Annotated in this window: 13 protein-coding genes; 6 read left to right on the top strand and 7 right to left on the bottom strand. The window is 72.0% G+C overall.

The genetic code is table 11. The features are described from left to right. Window positions 1–843 precede the first annotated feature (843 nt). From AV521_RS04145 to AV521_RS04125, 5 genes are read left to right on the top strand one after another with little or no spacing between them, the layout of a single operon-like run. Window positions 844–2076: a cytochrome P450 gene (locus AV521_RS04145; protein ID WP_076083324.1), complete on the top strand. Its 1233-nt coding sequence runs from the start codon at window positions 844–846 to the stop codon at window positions 2074–2076. 46 nt (window positions 2077–2122) lie between these two features. Beyond that, window positions 2123–3358, top strand: coding sequence for a cytochrome P450 (locus AV521_RS04140; RefSeq protein WP_076083321.1), 1236 nt, complete (start codon window positions 2123–2125; stop codon window positions 3356–3358). Window positions 3359–3384: 26 nt separating this feature from the next. Further along, window positions 3385–3576 carry a ferredoxin gene (locus AV521_RS47500; protein WP_076083318.1) on the top strand — a complete coding sequence of 64 codons (192 nt, stop codon included), beginning with the start codon at window positions 3385–3387 and terminating at the stop codon, window positions 3574–3576. A gap of 6 nt (window positions 3577–3582) precedes the next feature. After that, a complete protein-coding gene (locus AV521_RS04130) occupies window positions 3583–4389 on the top strand; it encodes a methylmalonyl-CoA mutase family protein (RefSeq protein ID WP_076083315.1) in 807 nt (268 codons plus the stop codon). 25 nt (window positions 4390–4414) lie between these two features. Beyond that, complete coding sequence (locus AV521_RS04125) at window positions 4415–5626, top strand: NAD(P)/FAD-dependent oxidoreductase (RefSeq protein WP_076083578.1); 1212 nt, start codon at window positions 4415–4417, stop codon at window positions 5624–5626. A gap of 94 nt (window positions 5627–5720) precedes the next feature. Here AV521_RS04125 and AV521_RS04120 read toward each other — a convergent pair whose 3' ends face one another. The 6 genes from AV521_RS04120 to AV521_RS04095 all read right to left on the bottom strand — a co-directional run bounded on the left by AV521_RS04120 (window position 5721) and on the right by AV521_RS04095 (window position 12772). Next, window positions 5721–6596, bottom strand: coding sequence for an SDR family oxidoreductase (locus tag AV521_RS04120; protein WP_076083312.1), 876 nt, complete (start codon window positions 6594–6596; stop codon window positions 5721–5723). Beyond that, window positions 6593–7348 carry a thioesterase II family protein gene (locus tag AV521_RS04115; RefSeq protein WP_076083309.1) on the bottom strand — a complete coding sequence of 252 codons (756 nt, stop codon included), beginning with the start codon at window positions 7346–7348 and terminating at the stop codon, window positions 6593–6595. Before AV521_RS04115 ends, AV521_RS04120 begins: the two co-directional genes overlap by 4 nt. A 117-nt stretch (window positions 7349–7465) precedes the next feature. Continuing rightward, window positions 7466–8110, bottom strand: a complete 645-nt coding sequence (locus tag AV521_RS04110; protein ID WP_023544514.1) for a response regulator transcription factor — start codon at window positions 8108–8110, stop codon at window positions 7466–7468. Then, window positions 8074–9372: a sensor histidine kinase gene (locus tag AV521_RS04105; RefSeq protein ID WP_179022810.1), complete on the bottom strand. Its 1299-nt coding sequence runs from the start codon at window positions 9370–9372 to the stop codon at window positions 8074–8076. The genes AV521_RS04110 and AV521_RS04105 overlap by 37 nt, the downstream gene beginning before the upstream one ends. Before the next feature lie 86 nt (window positions 9373–9458). Continuing rightward, window positions 9459–11969, bottom strand: a complete 2511-nt coding sequence (locus tag AV521_RS04100) for an FtsX-like permease family protein (protein WP_076083306.1) — start codon at window positions 11967–11969, stop codon at window positions 9459–9461. Continuing rightward, window positions 11969–12772, bottom strand: a complete 804-nt coding sequence (locus tag AV521_RS04095; protein ID WP_076083303.1) for an ABC transporter ATP-binding protein — start codon at window positions 12770–12772, stop codon at window positions 11969–11971. The genes AV521_RS04100 and AV521_RS04095 overlap by 1 nt, the downstream gene beginning before the upstream one ends. Window positions 12773–13060: 288 nt before the next feature. Here AV521_RS04095 and AV521_RS04090 point away from each other — a divergent pair, with 288 nt between their 5' ends. Then, complete coding sequence (locus tag AV521_RS04090; protein ID WP_076083300.1) at window positions 13061–13315, top strand: hypothetical protein; 255 nt, start codon at window positions 13061–13063, stop codon at window positions 13313–13315. 68 nt (window positions 13316–13383) lie between these two features. On the opposite strand, the gene AV521_RS04085 is transcribed toward AV521_RS04090, so the two are convergent. After that, window positions 13384–17250: a type I polyketide synthase gene (locus AV521_RS04085; RefSeq protein WP_076083296.1), complete on the bottom strand. Its 3867-nt coding sequence runs from the start codon at window positions 17248–17250 to the stop codon at window positions 13384–13386. Window positions 17251–17267: the final 17 nt, after the last annotated feature.

Here is a 17267-nt window from a genome sequence, read left to right as displayed (position 1 = left end):
ACGGACACGCCACCAGCGAATCAACCTGACCAGGCACTACTAGGCCCTGTCGTCAAACTCCCTTCGTCGGCCCGGAGGGCGGGCCCGGCAGGGAGCGACGGGGCCCCGGCGAGCGGGGATGTTGCGGCTGAGCCGGGCAGTGCGTTGACGGCCGCGGCACCGTCGCAGCCAGGCACGCAGTACCCCACGCCCCCAAGCCCAGTCCTCGAACACCCGGCATCCACCCGCAGCAACGGCCCAACGGCGACGACCGGGGGCCCACACGAGCGGCCGTGTTGCAGCACAACCGGGCAGCGCGTTGACGGCCGCAGCACCGTCACAGCCAGGCACGCAGTACCCCACGCCCCCAAGCCCAGTCCTCGAACACCCGGCATCCACCCGCAGCAACGGCCCAGCGACGACGACGGAAGTGCCCCGCACGAGCGGCCGTGTTACGGCACAACCGGGCAGCGCGCTGTCGGCCGCAGCACTGTCGCAGCCGGGCACGCAGTACCCCACGCCCCCAAGCCCAGTCGTCGAACACCCGGCGTCCACTCGGAGGAACGGCCCAGCGACGGGGGTGCCCCCGCGCGAGCGAAGTTGAGCGTGGGGGAGCGTCCGCGAACGACGACAACGCGGCAGATGTGCGTGCCGGACGCCGCTGGGCTGGGGGCACCTCCCACGCCCTCAAGGCAGTGAGGGGGAGGGAGCATGACGACAGGGCCCTAGGGGCGCCTAGGGGTTGGGGTCCCCGGGCGTGGCTGCCTAGCGTGCGAGGGACGGCCGACAGTGCCGCACCGGCGCCGAGCCCGGGCCCGTTCCGACGCCGGCGCGTCCCGTTCCCTCCCGTGCCAAGAGGACATGATGACTGCACCTGCCGAACCGGCCGACGAGGCCGCGCCGCCGGAGTTCCCGATGCGGCGGGCCTGTCCCTTCAGCCCGCCGGCCGCCTACGCCGAACTGCGCGAGACCGAGCCGGTCTCCCGGGCGCAGCTGAAGGTCAACGGCAAGCGCACCTGGCTGATCACCCGGCACGACCTGTACAAGAAGCTGCTGGGCGATACGCGGGTCAGCGCGAACCTGAAGCTGCCCGGGTATCCCCTGCAGGTGCCGGTGCCGGAGGAGACGCTGCAGTCGGTGCCGCTGACCTTCCTCTCCATGGACCCGCCGGACCACACGGTCCAACGCCGTATGCTGGCGCCCGAGTTCAGCGTCCGGCGGATGCGTGAGCTGCGCGAGCGGGTGCAGCAGATCGTGGACCAGCAGATCGACCAGATGCTCACCAAGGGCGCGGACGGCCCGGTCGACCTGGTCACCGCGCTCGCGCTGCCGGTGCCGTCCTTCGTCATCTGCGAACTGCTGGGTGTCCCCTACGAGGACCACGGCCGGTTCGAGGAGTGGGCGTGGGCCATCATGAACCACGACATCAGCGACGAGGACCGGGGCCGCGCGCACTACGAGCTGGACGCGTACGTGGACGGACTGGTGACCGCCAAGGAGAGCGAGCCCGGCGACGACATGATCAGCCGGCTGATCGAGTTCAACCGGCAGACGCCCGCGGTGGAGCACTCCGACATCGTCAGCATGTCCAAGCTGATGCTGGTCACCGGGCACGAGACCACCGCCAACATGATCGCGCTAGGTGTGCTGGCCCTGCTGGAGCACCCCGAGCAACTCGCCGCCCTCCGCGAGGAACCGGAGCTGACGACGAAGGCGGTGGAGGAGTTGCTGCGCTTCTTCTCCATCTCGGACGCGGGCACCGCGCGGGTCGCCCTGGAGGACATCGAGCTGGGCGGGGTCACCATCCGGGCCGGTGAGGGCATCCTGCCGCTGAACAACGCGGCCAACCACGACGAGCGGGTCTTCCCGGACCCCGACCGCCTCGATGTGCGCCGCGAGGCCCGCAGCCATCTGGCGTTCGGCTACGGCGTCCACCAGTGCATCGGCCAGAACCTGGCGCGCATGGAACTGGACGTCGTCTACACGACGCTGCTGCGGCGCATTCCGACGCTGCGCCTGGCCGCTCCGGTCGAGGAGCTGCGGTTCAAGGACGACGCCATCGTCTACGGCCTGTACGAGCTGCCCGTCACCTGGTGACGGCCATCCCGCGCACCAACCCCCGTTCCGTCACCGAAAGGCAGCCATGACCCAGTCCGCCGACGCCGCGCCCGAGTCGGCGTCGCCGCTTCCCCAGTTCCCGATGCGGCGCACCTGTCCGTTCAGCGAGCCGCGCGAGTACGCCGCGATGCGCGCGGACAACCCCGTCTCGCGCGCCGCGCTGAAGGTGAACGGCAAGCCGACCTGGCTGGTCACCCGGCACGAGGACGTCCGGCAGGTGCTGGGCGACGGCCGGGTGAGCTCCAACCTGAAACTGCCGGGCTACCCGCACCAGTTCCACATCCCCGAGGAGATGCTGGCGCAGGTCCGGCTGATGCTGCTGTCCATGGACCCGCCGGAGCACACCGCTCAGCGGCGCATGCTCATACCGGAGTTCACGGCTCGCCGGGTGAAGGAGATGCGGCCGCGCATCCAGGAGATCGTCGACGAGCGTGTCGACGCGATGCTGGCCGCGGGCGGCCCGGTCGACCTGGTCACCGCGCTGGCGCTGCCGGTGCCCTCGCTGGTGATCTGCGAGCTGCTGGGCGTGCCGTACGAGGACCACGCGCAGTTCGAGGAGTGGTCGGCGGCGATGATGAACCACGATCTGAGCCCGGCGGAGTACGGGGCCGCGGTGCAGGCCCTGGACGCCTACCTCGACAAGCTGGTCACCCTCAAGGAGAACGAGCCGGGCGACGACCTGATCAGCCGCTTCCTGGAGAAGAACCGCACCGAGCAGGTCGCCGACCATGTCGACGTGGTGACGATGGCGCGGCTGATGCTGGTCGGGGGTCACGAGACGACCGCAAACATGATCGCCCTCGGTGTGCTGGCCCTGCTGCAACACCCCGAGCAGCTGGCCGAGTTGCAGGCGGACCCCGAGCTTCTCCCCAACGCCATCGAGGAACTGCTCCGGGTCTTCTCCATCTCCGACTCCGGCACGGCGCGGGTAGCGGTGGCGGACATCGAGGTCGGTGACGTCACGATCCGTGCCGGTGAGGGCATCCTCGCCCTGAACAACGCCGCCAACCACGACGAGTCCGTCTTCCCGGACCCGGGCACCCTCGACATCCACCGCAAGGAGGCCCGCGGCCACCTCGCCTTCGGCTACGGCATCCACCAGTGCATCGGCGCCAACCTGGCCCGGGTGGAGCTGGAGGCCGTCTACGGCACGCTGCTGCGCCGCGTCCCCGGCCTGCGGCTCGCGGCCGACCCGGACGAGTTGCGATTCAAGGACGACGCCATGGTCTACGGCGTCTACGAGCTTCCCGTCACCTGGTGACGGCCGGCCCGATGGGAGTACCCCTCATGCGTGTCACCACTGAACGCGACCGGTGCGTGGGTTCCGGCCAGTGCGCCATGCTCAGCCCGGAGGTGTTCGACCAGGACGACGACGGTCTCGTGGTCGTCCTGCGCGAGGAGCCGGCCGACGACCTTCGCGCGGGGGTCCTGCAGGCCGCCGACCTGTGCCCCTCGCGCACCATCCGCGTCGACGGCTGAAGAGCCGTGCCGGACCGGCTGCGCTCCCCCACGACGTCCCCCGGCCGGCGTTCCTGGCCCGTGTGCCGGTACGCCGGCCGCGGCACGGCGAAGGAGGCCAACGCCCGCTACCGCCGGCTGATCGCCCACGGCGCCACCGGCCTGTCCGTCGCCTTCGACCTGCCCACCCGGCTGGGCCGCGACTCCGACGAGCCCCTCGCGCGCGGTCAGGTCGGCAGGTCCGGTGTGGCCGTCGACTCCCTCGACGACATGCGGGTGCTGTTCGACGGCATCGCGCTGGACGAGGTCACCACATCGATGACGATCGGCGCCCCGGCCGCGCTCCTCCTGCTGCTGTACCAGCTGGTGGCGGAGGAGCGCGGGATCCCGGCCGGCCGGCTCACGGGCACGGTCCAGAACGATGTGCCCGGCGAGTGCGTCGCGCGGGGGATGCCCGTCTTCCCGTCCAGCCTCTCGCTACGCCTGACCGCCGACGTCTTCACGTACTGCGAGGCCGAGATCCCCGGGTGGAACACGATCTCGCGCTCCGGCCGCCTCATGGCCGGGGCGGGGGCCTGCCGGGCACGGGAGACCGCCGAACACGGGTTCCAGCAGCGGGAGACCGAGGCCCGGCAGGCCGAGCGAATCGCCAAGCTCCGCGCCTGGCGCGACCAGGAGCGGGTGGACATCCACATCACCGACATGCAGAAGGCTGCGGCAGGGCAGGACAACGTCCTGTACCCCATGAAGGACGCTCTGGCGGCCGGGGCGACGGTCGGCGAGATCTGCGACGCACTGCGGGAGACGTGGGGTGCCCACGTGGAGGAACCCTGATGAAGGCTGAGTCGTGAACCGATTCGTGAATCGAGTTGTCATCGTCGGAGCGTCGGCCGGTGGCCTTTCCACCGCCGAGGCGCTGCGCCGGGCCGGACACGAGGGTGCGATCACCCTCGTCGGTGACGAGGCGGAGCCGCCGTACGACCGCCCGCCGCTGTCCAAGCACCTGCTGTCCGGGCAGTGGGAACCGGACCGGCTCACGCTGCGTTCGGGCGACGAACTGGCCGCACTGGAGCTGGAGTTGTGCCTCGGGGTGCCCGCGGCCGGGCTGGATCCGGGGGCGCGGTCGGTACTGCTGGCCGACGGCGCGAAGGTCGAGTACGACGCCCTGGTCGTCGCGACCGGCGTCCGTGCCCGGCGGTTGCCCGGCACCGCCGGCCTCGCCGGGGTGCACACGCTGCGCACGGTGCGGGACGCGCTGGCGCTGCGGGCGCGGCTGCGGCCCGGACGGCGGCTGGTGGTCGTCGGTGCCGGGTTCCTCGGCACGGAGGTGGCCGCCGTGGCCCGCGGTCTCGGCGTCGAGGTGACGCTGGTGGAGTCGGCTCGGGTGCCGCTGGCGCAGGCCGTCGGGAAAGCGGCCGGGCGGTTCCTGGCCCGCCTCCACCAGGAGCACGGCGTCGAGGTGCGCACGGGTGCCACGGTCACCGGGATCCTGAGCGAGGCGGGCGGGGTGACCGGCGTGCAGCTGGCCGACGCCGCCGGGACGAGCGTCGTACCGGCCGACGACGTGCTTGTGGCCATCGGCTGCGCGCCCAACACCGAGTGGCTCGCGGACAGCGGACTGACCGTCCAGGACGGGCTGGTGTGCGACGAGTTCTGCGGCGCAGCTCCCGGTGTGTACGGCGTCGGTGACGTGGCCCGCTGGTACAACCCGCTGTTCGGCACGGCCATGCGGGTCGAGCATCGCACCAACGCCGCCGAACAGGCCATGGCGGTCGCCCGGTATGTCGTCCGTGCTGAGGAGCGCCGGCCGTTCGCGCCGGTGCCGTACTTCTGGTCGGACCAGTACGACTGCAAGGTCCAGGCCCACGGCTATGTGCGCGGCCATGACGAGGCGCTCGTCCTCGACCGCGATCCGGCCCGGCGGCGGCTGCTCGTCGCCTACCGCGCCGGCGACCGGATCACCGGAGTACTCGCCGCGGGAGTGCCGCCGAGGACCCTGCGCGCATGGCGCGCGTTCGTAGCGGCCCGCACTCCGTGGGAGAAGGCCCTCACCGGTCCGAGTGCCGCCTAGGGTCTGTCCGGCGGGTCCTGTCACGGACGCGGCGCCGGCACACGGGTCGCCCTGACCGGGGACGCCGCGCACGCCTGGAAGCAGCGGGAGTTGTTCAGTGGCCGGCGGCCGACGGGGCGGGGCGGGGGCCGGCGAGGGACTGGGCCTGGTCGAGGAAGGAGGGCAGCCACTGCTCGTAGGAGACGCCCGCGAGGAACCGCAGGGCTGCCTCCGCGTCCTTGCCGACCGTCGTGTGCAGGGGGGTGTCCGGGTCGTCGACGGCGGCGACGATCGCCTCGGCCGCCTCCACGCAGTCGGCCGCGCCTTCCGCCACGCACGCGAGGAACCGTGAGAGCCAGGCGTGGTCGGCGTCGTACGGGCCGGTCGCGGACGGCGGCCCGGCCGTGCCGGCGGCGGACTTGCCCTGGATGGCGGAGGCGAAGCTGCCCGGTTCGAGGCACACGACACGGATGCCGAAGGGCTGCACCTCCGCGTACAGGGCCTCGCTGAGCGCGCCCAGGGCGGCCTTGCTCGCCGCGTAGAAGCCGCCGTGCGGGACCGCGAACGTACGGCCCGCGAGGGAGGAGACGTTGACGATGACACCGCTGCCCCGGGCGCGCATCCCGGGCAGCACGGCGCGCGACATGCGCAGCGCGCCCCAGTAGTTGGTCTCCATCAGGGTCCGCGCCTGGTCGAGCGGCATGGTCTCGACGGGGCCGGTGCGGTCGATGCCGGCGTTGTTGACGAGGACGTCGATCGGTCCGTGCTGGTCCCGCACCGCGGTGACGGCGGCGGTGACCGAGGTGTCGTCGGTGACGTCCAGCTGGGGGACGTCAAGGGTGAGGTCCTCGGCTCGGGCGCGCCGGAGCAGTTCCCCGGTGCCGGCGGGGTTCCGTACGCAGGCGTGGACCCGGTCGCCCCGGCGCGCGAACGCGAGCGCCGTCTCCAGGCCGATGCCGCTGCTGCAGCCGGTGATGAGGACCGACGTCATGACCGGACCGCCTCCTTCGCCAGCAGGCCGAGCACTTCCTTCTGGTGGGACGTCAGATAGAAGTGGCCGCCCTGGAACACATGGAAGTCGAACGCCGCGTCCGTGTGGCGGGACCAGGCTCGTGCCTCGTCCACGGTGACCTTCGGGTCGCCGTCGCCGACCAGCCCGACGATCGGGCACTGCAGGTTCGGGCCCGGCTCGTAGACGTAGGTCTCGGCGGCGCGGTAGTCGGCGCGGATCGCGGGCAGGGCCATGCGGATCAGTTCCTCGTCGTCGAGGATCGCCGAGTCCGTGCCGCTCAGTTGCCGCATCTCCTCGACGAGTCCGTCGTCGTCGCGCAGATGGACGGACTCGTGGCGTGGGCAGGAGGGGGCCCGGCGCGCGGAGGCGAACAGCGCGTGCAGGACGACGCCGTGGTCGCGTTCCAGGCGACGGGCGACCTCGAAGCCGAGGGTCGCGCCCATGCTGTGGCCGAAGAAGAGCAGCGGCCGGTCCGTCCACGGCAGCAGGACGGACGTGACGTGGTCGGCCAGTTCCTGGATGCTGTCGGCACACGGCTCGTTGCGCCGGTCCTGGCGCCCCGGGTACTGCACGGCGAGCACGTCCACGGACGCCGGCAGGCTCGCCGAGACCGGGTGGTAGAAGGTCGCCGAGCCACCCGCGTGGGGCAGGCACACCAGCCTGGCCGCCGCGTCCGGACGGGGATGGTAGCGGCGTATCCAGAGGCGGTCGTGCTCGGCGAGCGTGGTCATGGGGCCGGCGTTTCCTTTCTGGCGGTGGCCGCGGCACGGGCCGCGGGCGTGCTCCAGCAGTCTCGCCCGCACGAAGACGGGCGACCACCCCTATCCGCCCCAACGAGGGGGCACGGCTCAGGCGTTGAGGTAGGCGAGCACCGCGAGTACCCGGCGGTTGCTGTCGCTCGACGGCGGCAGCATCAGCTTGGTGAAGATGTTGGAGATGTGCTTGGCGGCCGCGCCCTCGGTGACGGTGAGCCGCTGGGCGATCGCCGTGTTCGAGCAGCCCTCGGCCATCAGCTCCAGCACCTCGCGTTCGCGCCCGGTGAGCGCGGCCAGCGGCTCGTCCCGCGAGTGGCTGGTCATCAACTGGGCGACCACGGCCGGGTCCATGGCCGTACCACCGGCGGCCACCCGTCGTACGGCGTCGATGAACTGTTCGTCGTCCAGCACGCTGTCCTTCAGCAGATAGCCGATGCCGCCGGTGCCGTCGGCGAGCAGTTCGCGGGCGTACATCTGCTCGACGTGCTGGGAGAGGACGAGGATCGGCAGGCCGGGCTGCTCACGGCGGGCGCGCAGGGCGGCCTGCAGGCCCTCGGTGGTGAAGGTGGGCGGCAGCCGTACGTCGACGATGGCCACGTCGGGCCGGTGCTCGGCCATCGCCGCGGCGAGGTCCGTGCCGTTGTCGACGGCCGCGACCACCTCGAACTCGTACGCCTCCAGGAGTTGGATGATCCCCTGCCTCAGGAGGAAGAGGTCTTCGGCGAGGACAACGCGCACGGTAGCTCCATCTTGATCACGGTCGGTCCGCCCGGGGGGCTGTCGATCTCCAGAACCCCGTCAAAGGATGCCAGCCGCCGTCGGATGCCCTCCAGGCCGCTCCCGGCCGAGGTGTCGGCGCCGCCGTGGCCGTCGTCGGTGACGCGGGCGTGCAGGGTGCCCTCCTCGTACCAGGCGAGGATCTCCACACGCTGGGCCTCGGCGTGTTTGAGGGCGTTGGCCAGGAGCTCCGACACCGCGAAGTAGACGGCGGACTCGACCGGGTCGGGCAGCCTGCCGGGCAGGTCCGCCACCACGGTGACGTGCAGGGGGCTGGCCAGGCCCAGGGCCCGCAGCGCATCGGCCAGGCCCCGTTCGGCGAGGACCGGCGGGTGGATGCCGCGGACCAGGTCGCGCAGTTCGCTCAGGGCCTGTACGGAGGAGGTGCGGGCCTGCCGCAGCAGCCGCCGCGCCTCCTCGGGGTCCTGGGCCATCTTCCGGTCCACCGCGCCGAGTTGGAGGCCGAGGCTGACCAGGCGGGCCTGCGCGCCGTCGTGCAGGTCGCGTTCGATACGGCGCAGTTCGGCGGCCTGGATGTCGAGGGCGCCGGAGCGGGTCTCCGACAGATGCTGCACCCGGGAGGCCAGCTGGGACTGCCGGGTCGGCCCGAGCAGGAAGCGGACGAAGTAGGCGTACCCCTTGAGCACCAGCGGGCTCAGCAACACCCAGCCGGTGAGCACGACGAGCGCCAGCAGACCCGCGACGAACGCGGCCGGCCAGCTGTCGACCGTGACGGAGGCATACCAGCGGCCCTGTCCGCCGGCCGCGATGGGCCGCCACAGGCCGCAGGCCAGGAACAGCCCCTCCCCCGCGTAGTAGAGCAGCCCGGCCGGTACGAAACCGACCAGGCCGACGACGCAGTTGAGCAGCAGCCACAGCAGATCCCGCCAGGTCGCGGGATCGGTCAGGATCCACTTGCAGCGGCGCATCCAGCCGACGATGTCCTTCTCGATCTCCTCCGGCTCGGGCCGGTAGGGCCGCTCCACCGGGACGCCGGAATGCGCGGCCGCGCGCCGGTTGAGGTCGGCCAGCCAGCGCACCGCGCGCGTGCAGTAGGGCAGGGCGAGGAAGCCGATGCCGATCACGGAGATGATGATGAAGTAGGTGGTGGTGACGAAGAGGACGATCGACAGCAGGGCTCCGGCGGCGATCGCCACGCCGACCAGGGTGTCCAGGGCGGCGCGGCCGAGCACGCCGCGCCAGGTGACCGGCACAGTCTTCATGCCTTCATGTTCCCATTCCGCCGCGCCGCTCATGGCGGGGCCGCCCCCGCCCGGGGGGAGCGGGGACGGCCCGGTCAGGGGGTGGCTCACGCGGCCTTCACCGTGTCCACGGCGGGGCTGCGCATACCGCGCCAGGAGGGCAGCAGCGTGGCTCCGAACACCAGCAGCAGCGACCCGCCGACGATGGCGAGGTAGATGCCGATGGATCCGGAGGGCAGGTACGAGTCGCTCTTGACGAGGCTGTAGGGGACGATCGTCGTCGCCGAGGCGATGGTGCCGAGGACGGTGGCGATGACTCCGATCAGCACGCCCTCGACGGTCAGCATCGCGATCACCTGGGCGCGGGTGGCGCCCGTGAGCCGCTGAAGGCCGAACTCCGCGCTCCGTTTCCGGGTGACCGACACCAGGGTGTTGACCACGGTGATGGCGGCGTACCCCACGATCATGGCGACGATCGTGTAGTTGGCGGACACCAGGATCTGCTGGATCTGGCTGTTCCGGCCGGCGAGCGAGGAGCTGACGTCCAGTTCGGTGCCGGGCACCCGGGCGGCCAGCGCGGCGAGTCGGTCGTGGGCCGCGGTGCCGCTGCCGGGCGCGGTGCGGACCAGGATCTGGTGCGGCAGTCCGTCGCCGGTGTGCGGGGCGAGGGCGGCGGCGGGCAGCGTCAGGTACTCCTGCTTGGGGTTGTCGGTGTAGAGGGCCACGACGGTGGGACGTACGGCGGTGCCGTCGCCGAGGTGCATGGGTAGCCGGTCGCCGACCTTGACGCCGTACTCACGGGCCTTCTTGTCGGACAGGGCCACGGTGTTGCCCCGCAGGTCGGCGAGCGAGCCGGCTACGACGGGCAGGTCGAGGCTCTGGCGCACGCCTTCGGCGGAGACTCCGCGCAGGTCGGCGTCGGCCAGGCCGTCCGGCCGGTCCACGAAGCCGCGGCTGATGACGAGTTCGGACGCCGCGGCCACACCAGGAGTGGCGCGTACCTTCTCGACGACGCCGGGGGCGAACCCGCCCGCCGTGGAGTCGAGGACGTAGTCGGCGAGGATGTTCTTGTCGTAGGAGGTCCGGGAGACGTGGTCCTCGGTGGACTGCATGTACAGGGTGCCGGTGGCGATGCCGATGAGCAGGACGATCGGTGCGACGGCGCCCGCCATGCGGACACTGGCGGTGGCGGCGTTGCGCAGCGCGAGCTGGCCGGAGAGTCCGGAGAAGGCGCGCACCGGGAGCCGTAGCAGCGCCACCATGGCCTTGGTGATGCCGGGGGCGAGCAGGGCGAGGCCGATGCAGAACAGCACGGAGGCGGGTCCTGCGGTGCTGGCGAGGGTGGGGCCGTCGTCCATCACGGTTGCGGTGGCGATCGCCAGGCCGATGCCGTTGGCGAGGAAGAACAGAGCGAGCAGCAGCCGGGGCACGCTGAACCAGCGGGAGCCGGCGGTGGCTTCGGCCAGTGCGGCGACCGGTTCGGTGCGGGCGGCCTTGCGTCCGGCGAAGCGGGTGGCGCCCGCCGCGGCGAGGACGGTGACGATCGCGCCGACGGCCATCGGGATCCAGCCGGCGTGGTAGACGATCTCCGACGACACCACGCCGCTGGAGGTCAGCACCCCGAACAGCAGCCGGCCGATGGCCCATCCGGGCAGCAGGGCGAGCAGCACGGAACCCACCGACAGCACGGCCGTCTCGCTGAGGATCATGCGGCGCAGCTGCTTGGGGGTGGAGCCGACGGCGCGCAGCAGGGCCATCTCGCGGGCGCGCTGCTGGAGGGAGAGGCCGAGCGTGGAGGCGACGCCGAACATGACGATCAGCACGACCGACGAGCCGAAGACGGCGGCGAGGATGACGACGGTGCGCTTGCTGGGGAGCGTGCCGGGCAGCTCGGCAAGTCCCCGGTGCTCGCCGGTGAGCACCTCGGCGCGGTCGCCGACCGCCGAGCGGACCGCGTCCGCGACGGCGGCGTCGCTCTTGCCGGGTGCGGGCAGGACGCCGATGGAGTCGATCCGGCCGCCGGCGAGGGTGCGTGCCTCGTCGTCCGTGAAGAACACCGCGGCGTGCGGGTTGTGGCCGCCGTGCTGCTCGGCGATGCCGCTGACCCGGAACTGCCGGGTGGCGCCCTGGACGACGATGTCGACCGTGGACCCGGGACGGGCGCCGGCGCGCTCGGCCAGTCCCGAGTCGAGGACGACCTCGCCGCCGGCGGCGGGGGATCCACCGGCGGCGAGGGTATAGGGGGTGAGCCGGGCACTGGCCCAACCGTGGCCGTACGAGTCGGACTTGCCGGTCAGCGGCTTTCCGTCCTTGAGGACGGTGGCCGGGACCGACACGTCGCCGACGGCCGTGCGCACGCCGTCGACCTTGGCAACCGTGCCGACCAGCGCGGGGTCGATGCGGTGACGTTCGGTCAGGGCGGTGGAGTCGTAGGTCTGGTCACCGGTGACGACGACCGGGGCGCCGGCGAGGCGCTGCGGGTCGGCCGCCATACGGACGCCCGTCTCCATCAGGCCGCCGCAGCCGATGACGATGGCGGCACCGAGGAACATGGCGAGGAAGGTCGCGACGAAGCTCGTCCTGCGGAACTTCAGGGTGCGCAGTGCCAGCTGCCACATCAGTAACGCCCCCCGGAGGACAGCGGGGAGCTCTGCCGCTGGGTGTCGTCCTCCCAGGCGCCGAGCCTGGTCATCCGGGCGGCCACGGCATCGGCGGTCGGCCGGTGCAGTTCGCCGGCGAAGGTGCCGTCGGCGAGGAAGACCACGCGGTCGGCGTAGGAGGCGGCGACCGGGTCGTGGGTGACCATGACCAGGGTCTGGCGGGCGGTGTCGACGGACTCGCGCAGCAGCGCGAGGACGGACGCGGCGGTGCGGGTGTCGAGGGCGCCGGTGGGTTCGTCGGCGAAGACCACGGCGGGCCGGGTCACCAGGGCGCGGGCGATGGCGACGCGCTGCTGCTGGCCACCGGACAGCTGGGCCGGCAGGTGACCGAGGCGCTCGTTCAGTCCCACCCGCTGTACGACGTTGCGGATCAGGCCCTTGTCGGGCCGCTGTCCGGCCAGTTGCAGCGGCAGCGTGATGTTCTGCATGACCGTCAGCGCGGGCAGCAGGTTGAAGGACTGGAAGATGAAGCCGATCCGGTTCCGGCGCAGCTTGGTCAGCTGGGTGTCGTCCAGGCCGGCGAGGTCGGTGCCGCCGACGGTGACCTTGCCGGAGCTGGGCTGGACCAGTCCCGCGGCGCAGTGCAGGAAGGTGCTCTTGCCGGACCCGGACGGGCCCATCACGGCGGTGAAGGTGCCGTCGGCGAAGCTCATGGTGAGCCCGCGGAGCGCGGCCACCTGGCTGTCTCCTCGGCCATAGGTCTTCGACACGGCGTCGAGCCGTACCGCCTCCGCCATGCGAAGGTCCTGTGAAGTGTGCACTGCGGGCTCCCCTATGAGATATCGCGCTTCTCACGCGGTGTCTGTGAACCAGATTAGGAACGCTGCGGCTGCGGCACATTGGCATTCTCCGGCCGGTTCGAGGTAGAGGTTTCTCTACCTCGGCACGCCAGGTTTCGGCGGCTGCTCGCGAACTTTCTGCAGCGGTGTCTCCACCTTGACCGGATACTTGACTCCTCTTCAAAAGGGCCGGTTGACAGTCGTGTTTCGCGGGGTGTCTGCGGGTACCGTCACACCCGTCAGAAGAATCCACGGAAGACGGGAAGTCCCATGGCCAGCAGGCCTGACCACGATCTGACCGCGCGGGTCCGGCCCGACGGATATCTGGAGCTGCTCTGCGCGCGCACCGGGAAGCGGCACCGGTGCGGCCCCCGCGGCACAACGGTGTGGCTGGCGCTCCAGCGCAGCGATTGGCAGCCGGAGTTGGCAGCGGACGAAATCGCCCTGCGATTAGGAGTCGACCCGGACAGTATCCGCTGCGATATCCATGCATGGCTTGCGCATTTTCGCGCGGCCGGCGAGTGAAGAAGCCGCGGTGCACGGCGGGCCTTTCGGCCACCGCGCCCCGCGGCATATTGCCGCGCAGTCCTCCCTCAGTCCGCCGCCGAGCCGGCCGGCCACGCCTCGACCGCCCGGGCGGTGGCTTCGGCGCAATCCTCCAGAATCGTGAAGTGCGTGCCCGGTACGTCGACCGGTTCGTGCTCCGCGGGCCAGGTGGCCCGCCAGTCGTCGGTGCCGGTGGCGAACGACTCCGTGGGCCGCACGAACAGGACCGGCGCCGTCAGCGCGCCCGGCATGCAGTGCTGGATCAGATCGCTGTAGCGGCTCATGGCGGCGAGGCGGGCGGTTCCGAAGCCGCCGAGGGAGGACTCGCGGTCCAGCATCCCGTCGAACATCTGCCGCCACAGGTCGTCCTTGCCGTCGTCCCCGGGCAGATACGTGTCCAACAGCACGACGCCCGCGGCCGGTTGTCCTGCCTTCTCCATGATCTCGGCGGCCGCGTGGGCGAACTGGCCGCCGGAGGAGTAGCCGACGAGCACGTACGGCCGCTCGTCCGGGCAGGCCCGGCGGATGCCCTCGACGACCACCTCCACCACCGCGTCCACGGAACGCGGCAGTGCCTCCCCGGGACCGAAGCCGGGCACCGCCGGCACCAGGACGTCACGGCGGCCGTGGAAGTGCCGGGCGAACCGGGCGTATTGGTGAGCGCCGCCGAGTGCCATCGGCGAGGGCAGGCAGACCAGCCGCGGCGAGGCGTCGCCGTACCCGGTGGACAGCCGTACGGGGTCGGTGACGTCCCCGAATTCGGTCAGGGACGAGAACCCGGGGAGGATCTCGGCGACGGTGCGCAGCAGTTCGATGGCCGAGCCCATCCGCCCGTCGGCCGCCGCGCGCCGCACCAGCCCGCCGACCGACTCCAGGTCTCCGGCGCCGTCGGCCGGGGCCGGCCGGCCGCCGTCGGCGAGGTGTTCGCGCAGGACGGCGGCGAGGGCGGCCGGGCTGGGGTGGTCGAAGACGGCACCGGCCGGCAGGGGGGTGCCCAGGGCAGTACCGAGGGCACCGCGGAGTTCGGCCGCGGAGACCGAGTCCATGCCGATCTCCAGGAATACGGCATCCGGCTCGACCGCCTCCGGTCCCGAGTGACCGAGGATCGCTGCGGTCTGGGCACGGATCACCTCAATCAGCGCCGCCTCCTGCTCGGCCGGAGCGGCCCCGGCCAGCCGCTGCCGCAACGGCTCGGCGTCCACGGGTTCGTGGGCCGCGGCGGGCGCAACCGGCTCCGCGAGGGCACCGGCGGTGAGGGCCACGTCCGCGTTCAGCCAGTACCGGTCCCGCCGGAAGGCGTAGGTGGGCAGGTCGGCGCGGTCCGTACCGGGGAAGAGCGCCGCCCAGTCCGGGGCGAGGCCGTCGGTGTACAGGCGGGCGAGGCCGGACATGAGAGCCGCGGGCTCGCTGCCGTGCCGCCTGCCGAGGGCGACGAAGACGGCGCCGTCGGCTTCCGCGCACTCGCGGGCGAGGCCGGTCAGGACGCCGTCGGGCCCGAGTTCGACGAACCGGCCGGCGCCGGAGTCGTTGAGGGCGGCGACGGCGTCGGCGAAGCGGACCGTCTCCCGCACGTGCCGTACCCAGTAGCCCGGGTCGCGCAGTTGCTCGCCGTCGGCGGGGCGGCCGGTGAGGGTGGACACCAGCGGGATACTCGGCTCGTGGAAGGCCAGCTTCTCGGCCACGGAACGGAATTCGTCGAGCATGCCGTCCATCAGGGGTGAGTGGAAGGCATGCGAGACGGAGAGCCGCCTGGTCTTCGCGAAACCCTCGGCGGCGGCGAGCACCGCGTCCTCCTCGCCCGAAAGAACCACGGACGACGGGCCGTTGACCGCGGCGAGCCCGACCCGGCCGTCCAGCAGCGGCCGTACTTCTTCCTCGGTGGCCTGTACGGCGACCATCGCGCCGCCTTCCGGGAGCGCCTGCATGAGCCGGCCGCGGGCGGCGACCAGGGTGCAGGCGTCGTCCAGGTCGAGGACGCCCGCCACATGGGCGGCGGCGAGTTCCCCGACGGAGTGCCCGGCCAGGATGTCGGGCCGCACACCGAAGGACTCCAGCAGCCGGAACAGAGCCACCTCGAAGGCGAACAGTGCCGTCTGGGCGTACTGGGTGCGGTGCACGGCGTCGGCGTCGTCGCCCGCGAGCAGCCCGGCGAGGTCCAGGCCGAGGCGGGCGTCGATCGCGTCGAAGGCGTCCGCGAACACCTGGTAGCGGGCGCGGAGTCCGAGGCCCATGCCGAGGCGCTGGGCGCCCTGCCCGGTGAACAGGAACGCCGTACGAGCCCCCGTCCGGGCCTTTCCGGAGACGGCCGTGGGGGCAGGGGTCCCGGTGGCGAGGGCGTGCAGTCCGGCCAGGAGCTGCTCCCTCTCGGTGCCGGTGACGGCCGCGCGGTGGTCGAACGCGGCGCGCCGGGTGCCGAGGGCCCGGGCGACGGCCCCAGGGTGCAGCTCCGGCCGGCCGGTGAGGAAGGCGTGCAGGCGCTCGGCCTGAGCGGGCAGGGCCTGTGCGGACCGGGCGGACAGGGGCCATACGACGGCGGGGGCGTCGGGGTCCTTCGGGGGCCGGTCCTCCGTGGACGGCTCCTCGATGATCGTGTGGGCGTTGGTGCCGCTGATCCCGAAGGAGGAGATGCCCGCTCGGCGTGGACGGTCCGTACCGGGCCATGGCTGATGTTCCGTCAGAAGGCTTACGCGGCCGGCGTCCCAGTCGACCTTCGTGGACGGCTGGTCGGCGTGGAGGGTCTTCGGCAGCACGCCCTTGTGCATCGCCATCACCATTTTGATGACACCCGCGACACCGGCGGCGGCCTGGGTGTGCCCGATGTTGGACTTCACCGACCCCAGCCAGAGCGGGGCTTCGCGGTCCTGGCCGTAGGTGGCCAGCAGCGCCTGCGCCTCGATCGGGTCACCCAGCGTCGTACCGGTGCCGTGTGCCTCGACCACGTCCACGTCGGCGGCCGACAAGCGGGCCGCGGCCAGCGCCTGGCGGATCACCCGCTGCTGCGACGGACCATTGGGCGCCGTAAGGCCGTTGGACGCGCCGTCCTGGTTGACGGCGGAGCCGCGGACAACGGCCAGTACGTCGTGGCCGTTGCGCCGGGCGTCGCTCAGCCGTTCCAGTACGAGGACGCCGAGGCCTTCGGAGAACCCGGTGCCGGCCGCGTCGTCGGCGAAGGAGCGGCAGCGTCCGTCCGGGGAGAGGGCGCCCTGCCGGCTGAACTCGACGTAGGTGCCCGGCGAGGCCATCACCGTCACTCCCCCGGCCAGCGCCAGGGTGCACTCGCCCTGCCGGAGTGCCTGGGCGGCCAGGTGCAGCGTGACGAGCGACGAGGAGCAGGCGGTGTCGACGCTGAGCGTCGGGCCCTCCAGTCCGAGGGTGTAGGCGACGCGGCCGGAGACGATGCTGCCGGAGCCGAAGCTGCCGAAGTAGTCGTGGTACATGACGCCCGCGAAGACACCGGTGCGGCTGCCGCGCAGCGAGACGGGGTCGATACCGGCGTTCTCCAGCGCCTCCCAGGAGCCTTCGAGCAGCAGCCGCTGCTGCGGGTCCATGACGAGGGCGTCGTTCGGGCTGATGCCGAAGAACGCGGCGTCGAAGTCGCCCGCGTCGTGCAGGAACCCACCCTCGCGGGTGACGGAGCGGCCCGGCACGCCCGGGGTCGGGTCGTACAGGTCCGGGTCCCAGCCGCGGTCGCCGGGGAACTCGGTGATACCCTCCGCGCCGTCCGCGACCAGGCGCCACAGGTCCTCGGGGGACCGGACGCCGCCCGGGTAGCGGCAGGCCATGCCGACGATCGCGACCGGTTCCCGGGCCGCGGCGGTCAGCGCACGGTTGCGTTCCCGCAGCCGTTCGATCTCCTTCAGCGAGGCGCGCAGCGCCTCGACCATCCTGGTGTCCGGCTTCTCGGCCTCGGCCATGGTGTTCTTCCTTGTCG

The organism is Streptomyces sp. IMTB 2501 (genome assembly GCF_001953885.1).
Classification (GTDB): domain Bacteria; phylum Actinomycetota; class Actinomycetes; order Streptomycetales; family Streptomycetaceae; genus Streptomyces.
The sequence above is the reverse complement of the archived record's forward strand: the minus strand, read 5'-3'. Positions and strand labels throughout refer to the sequence as shown.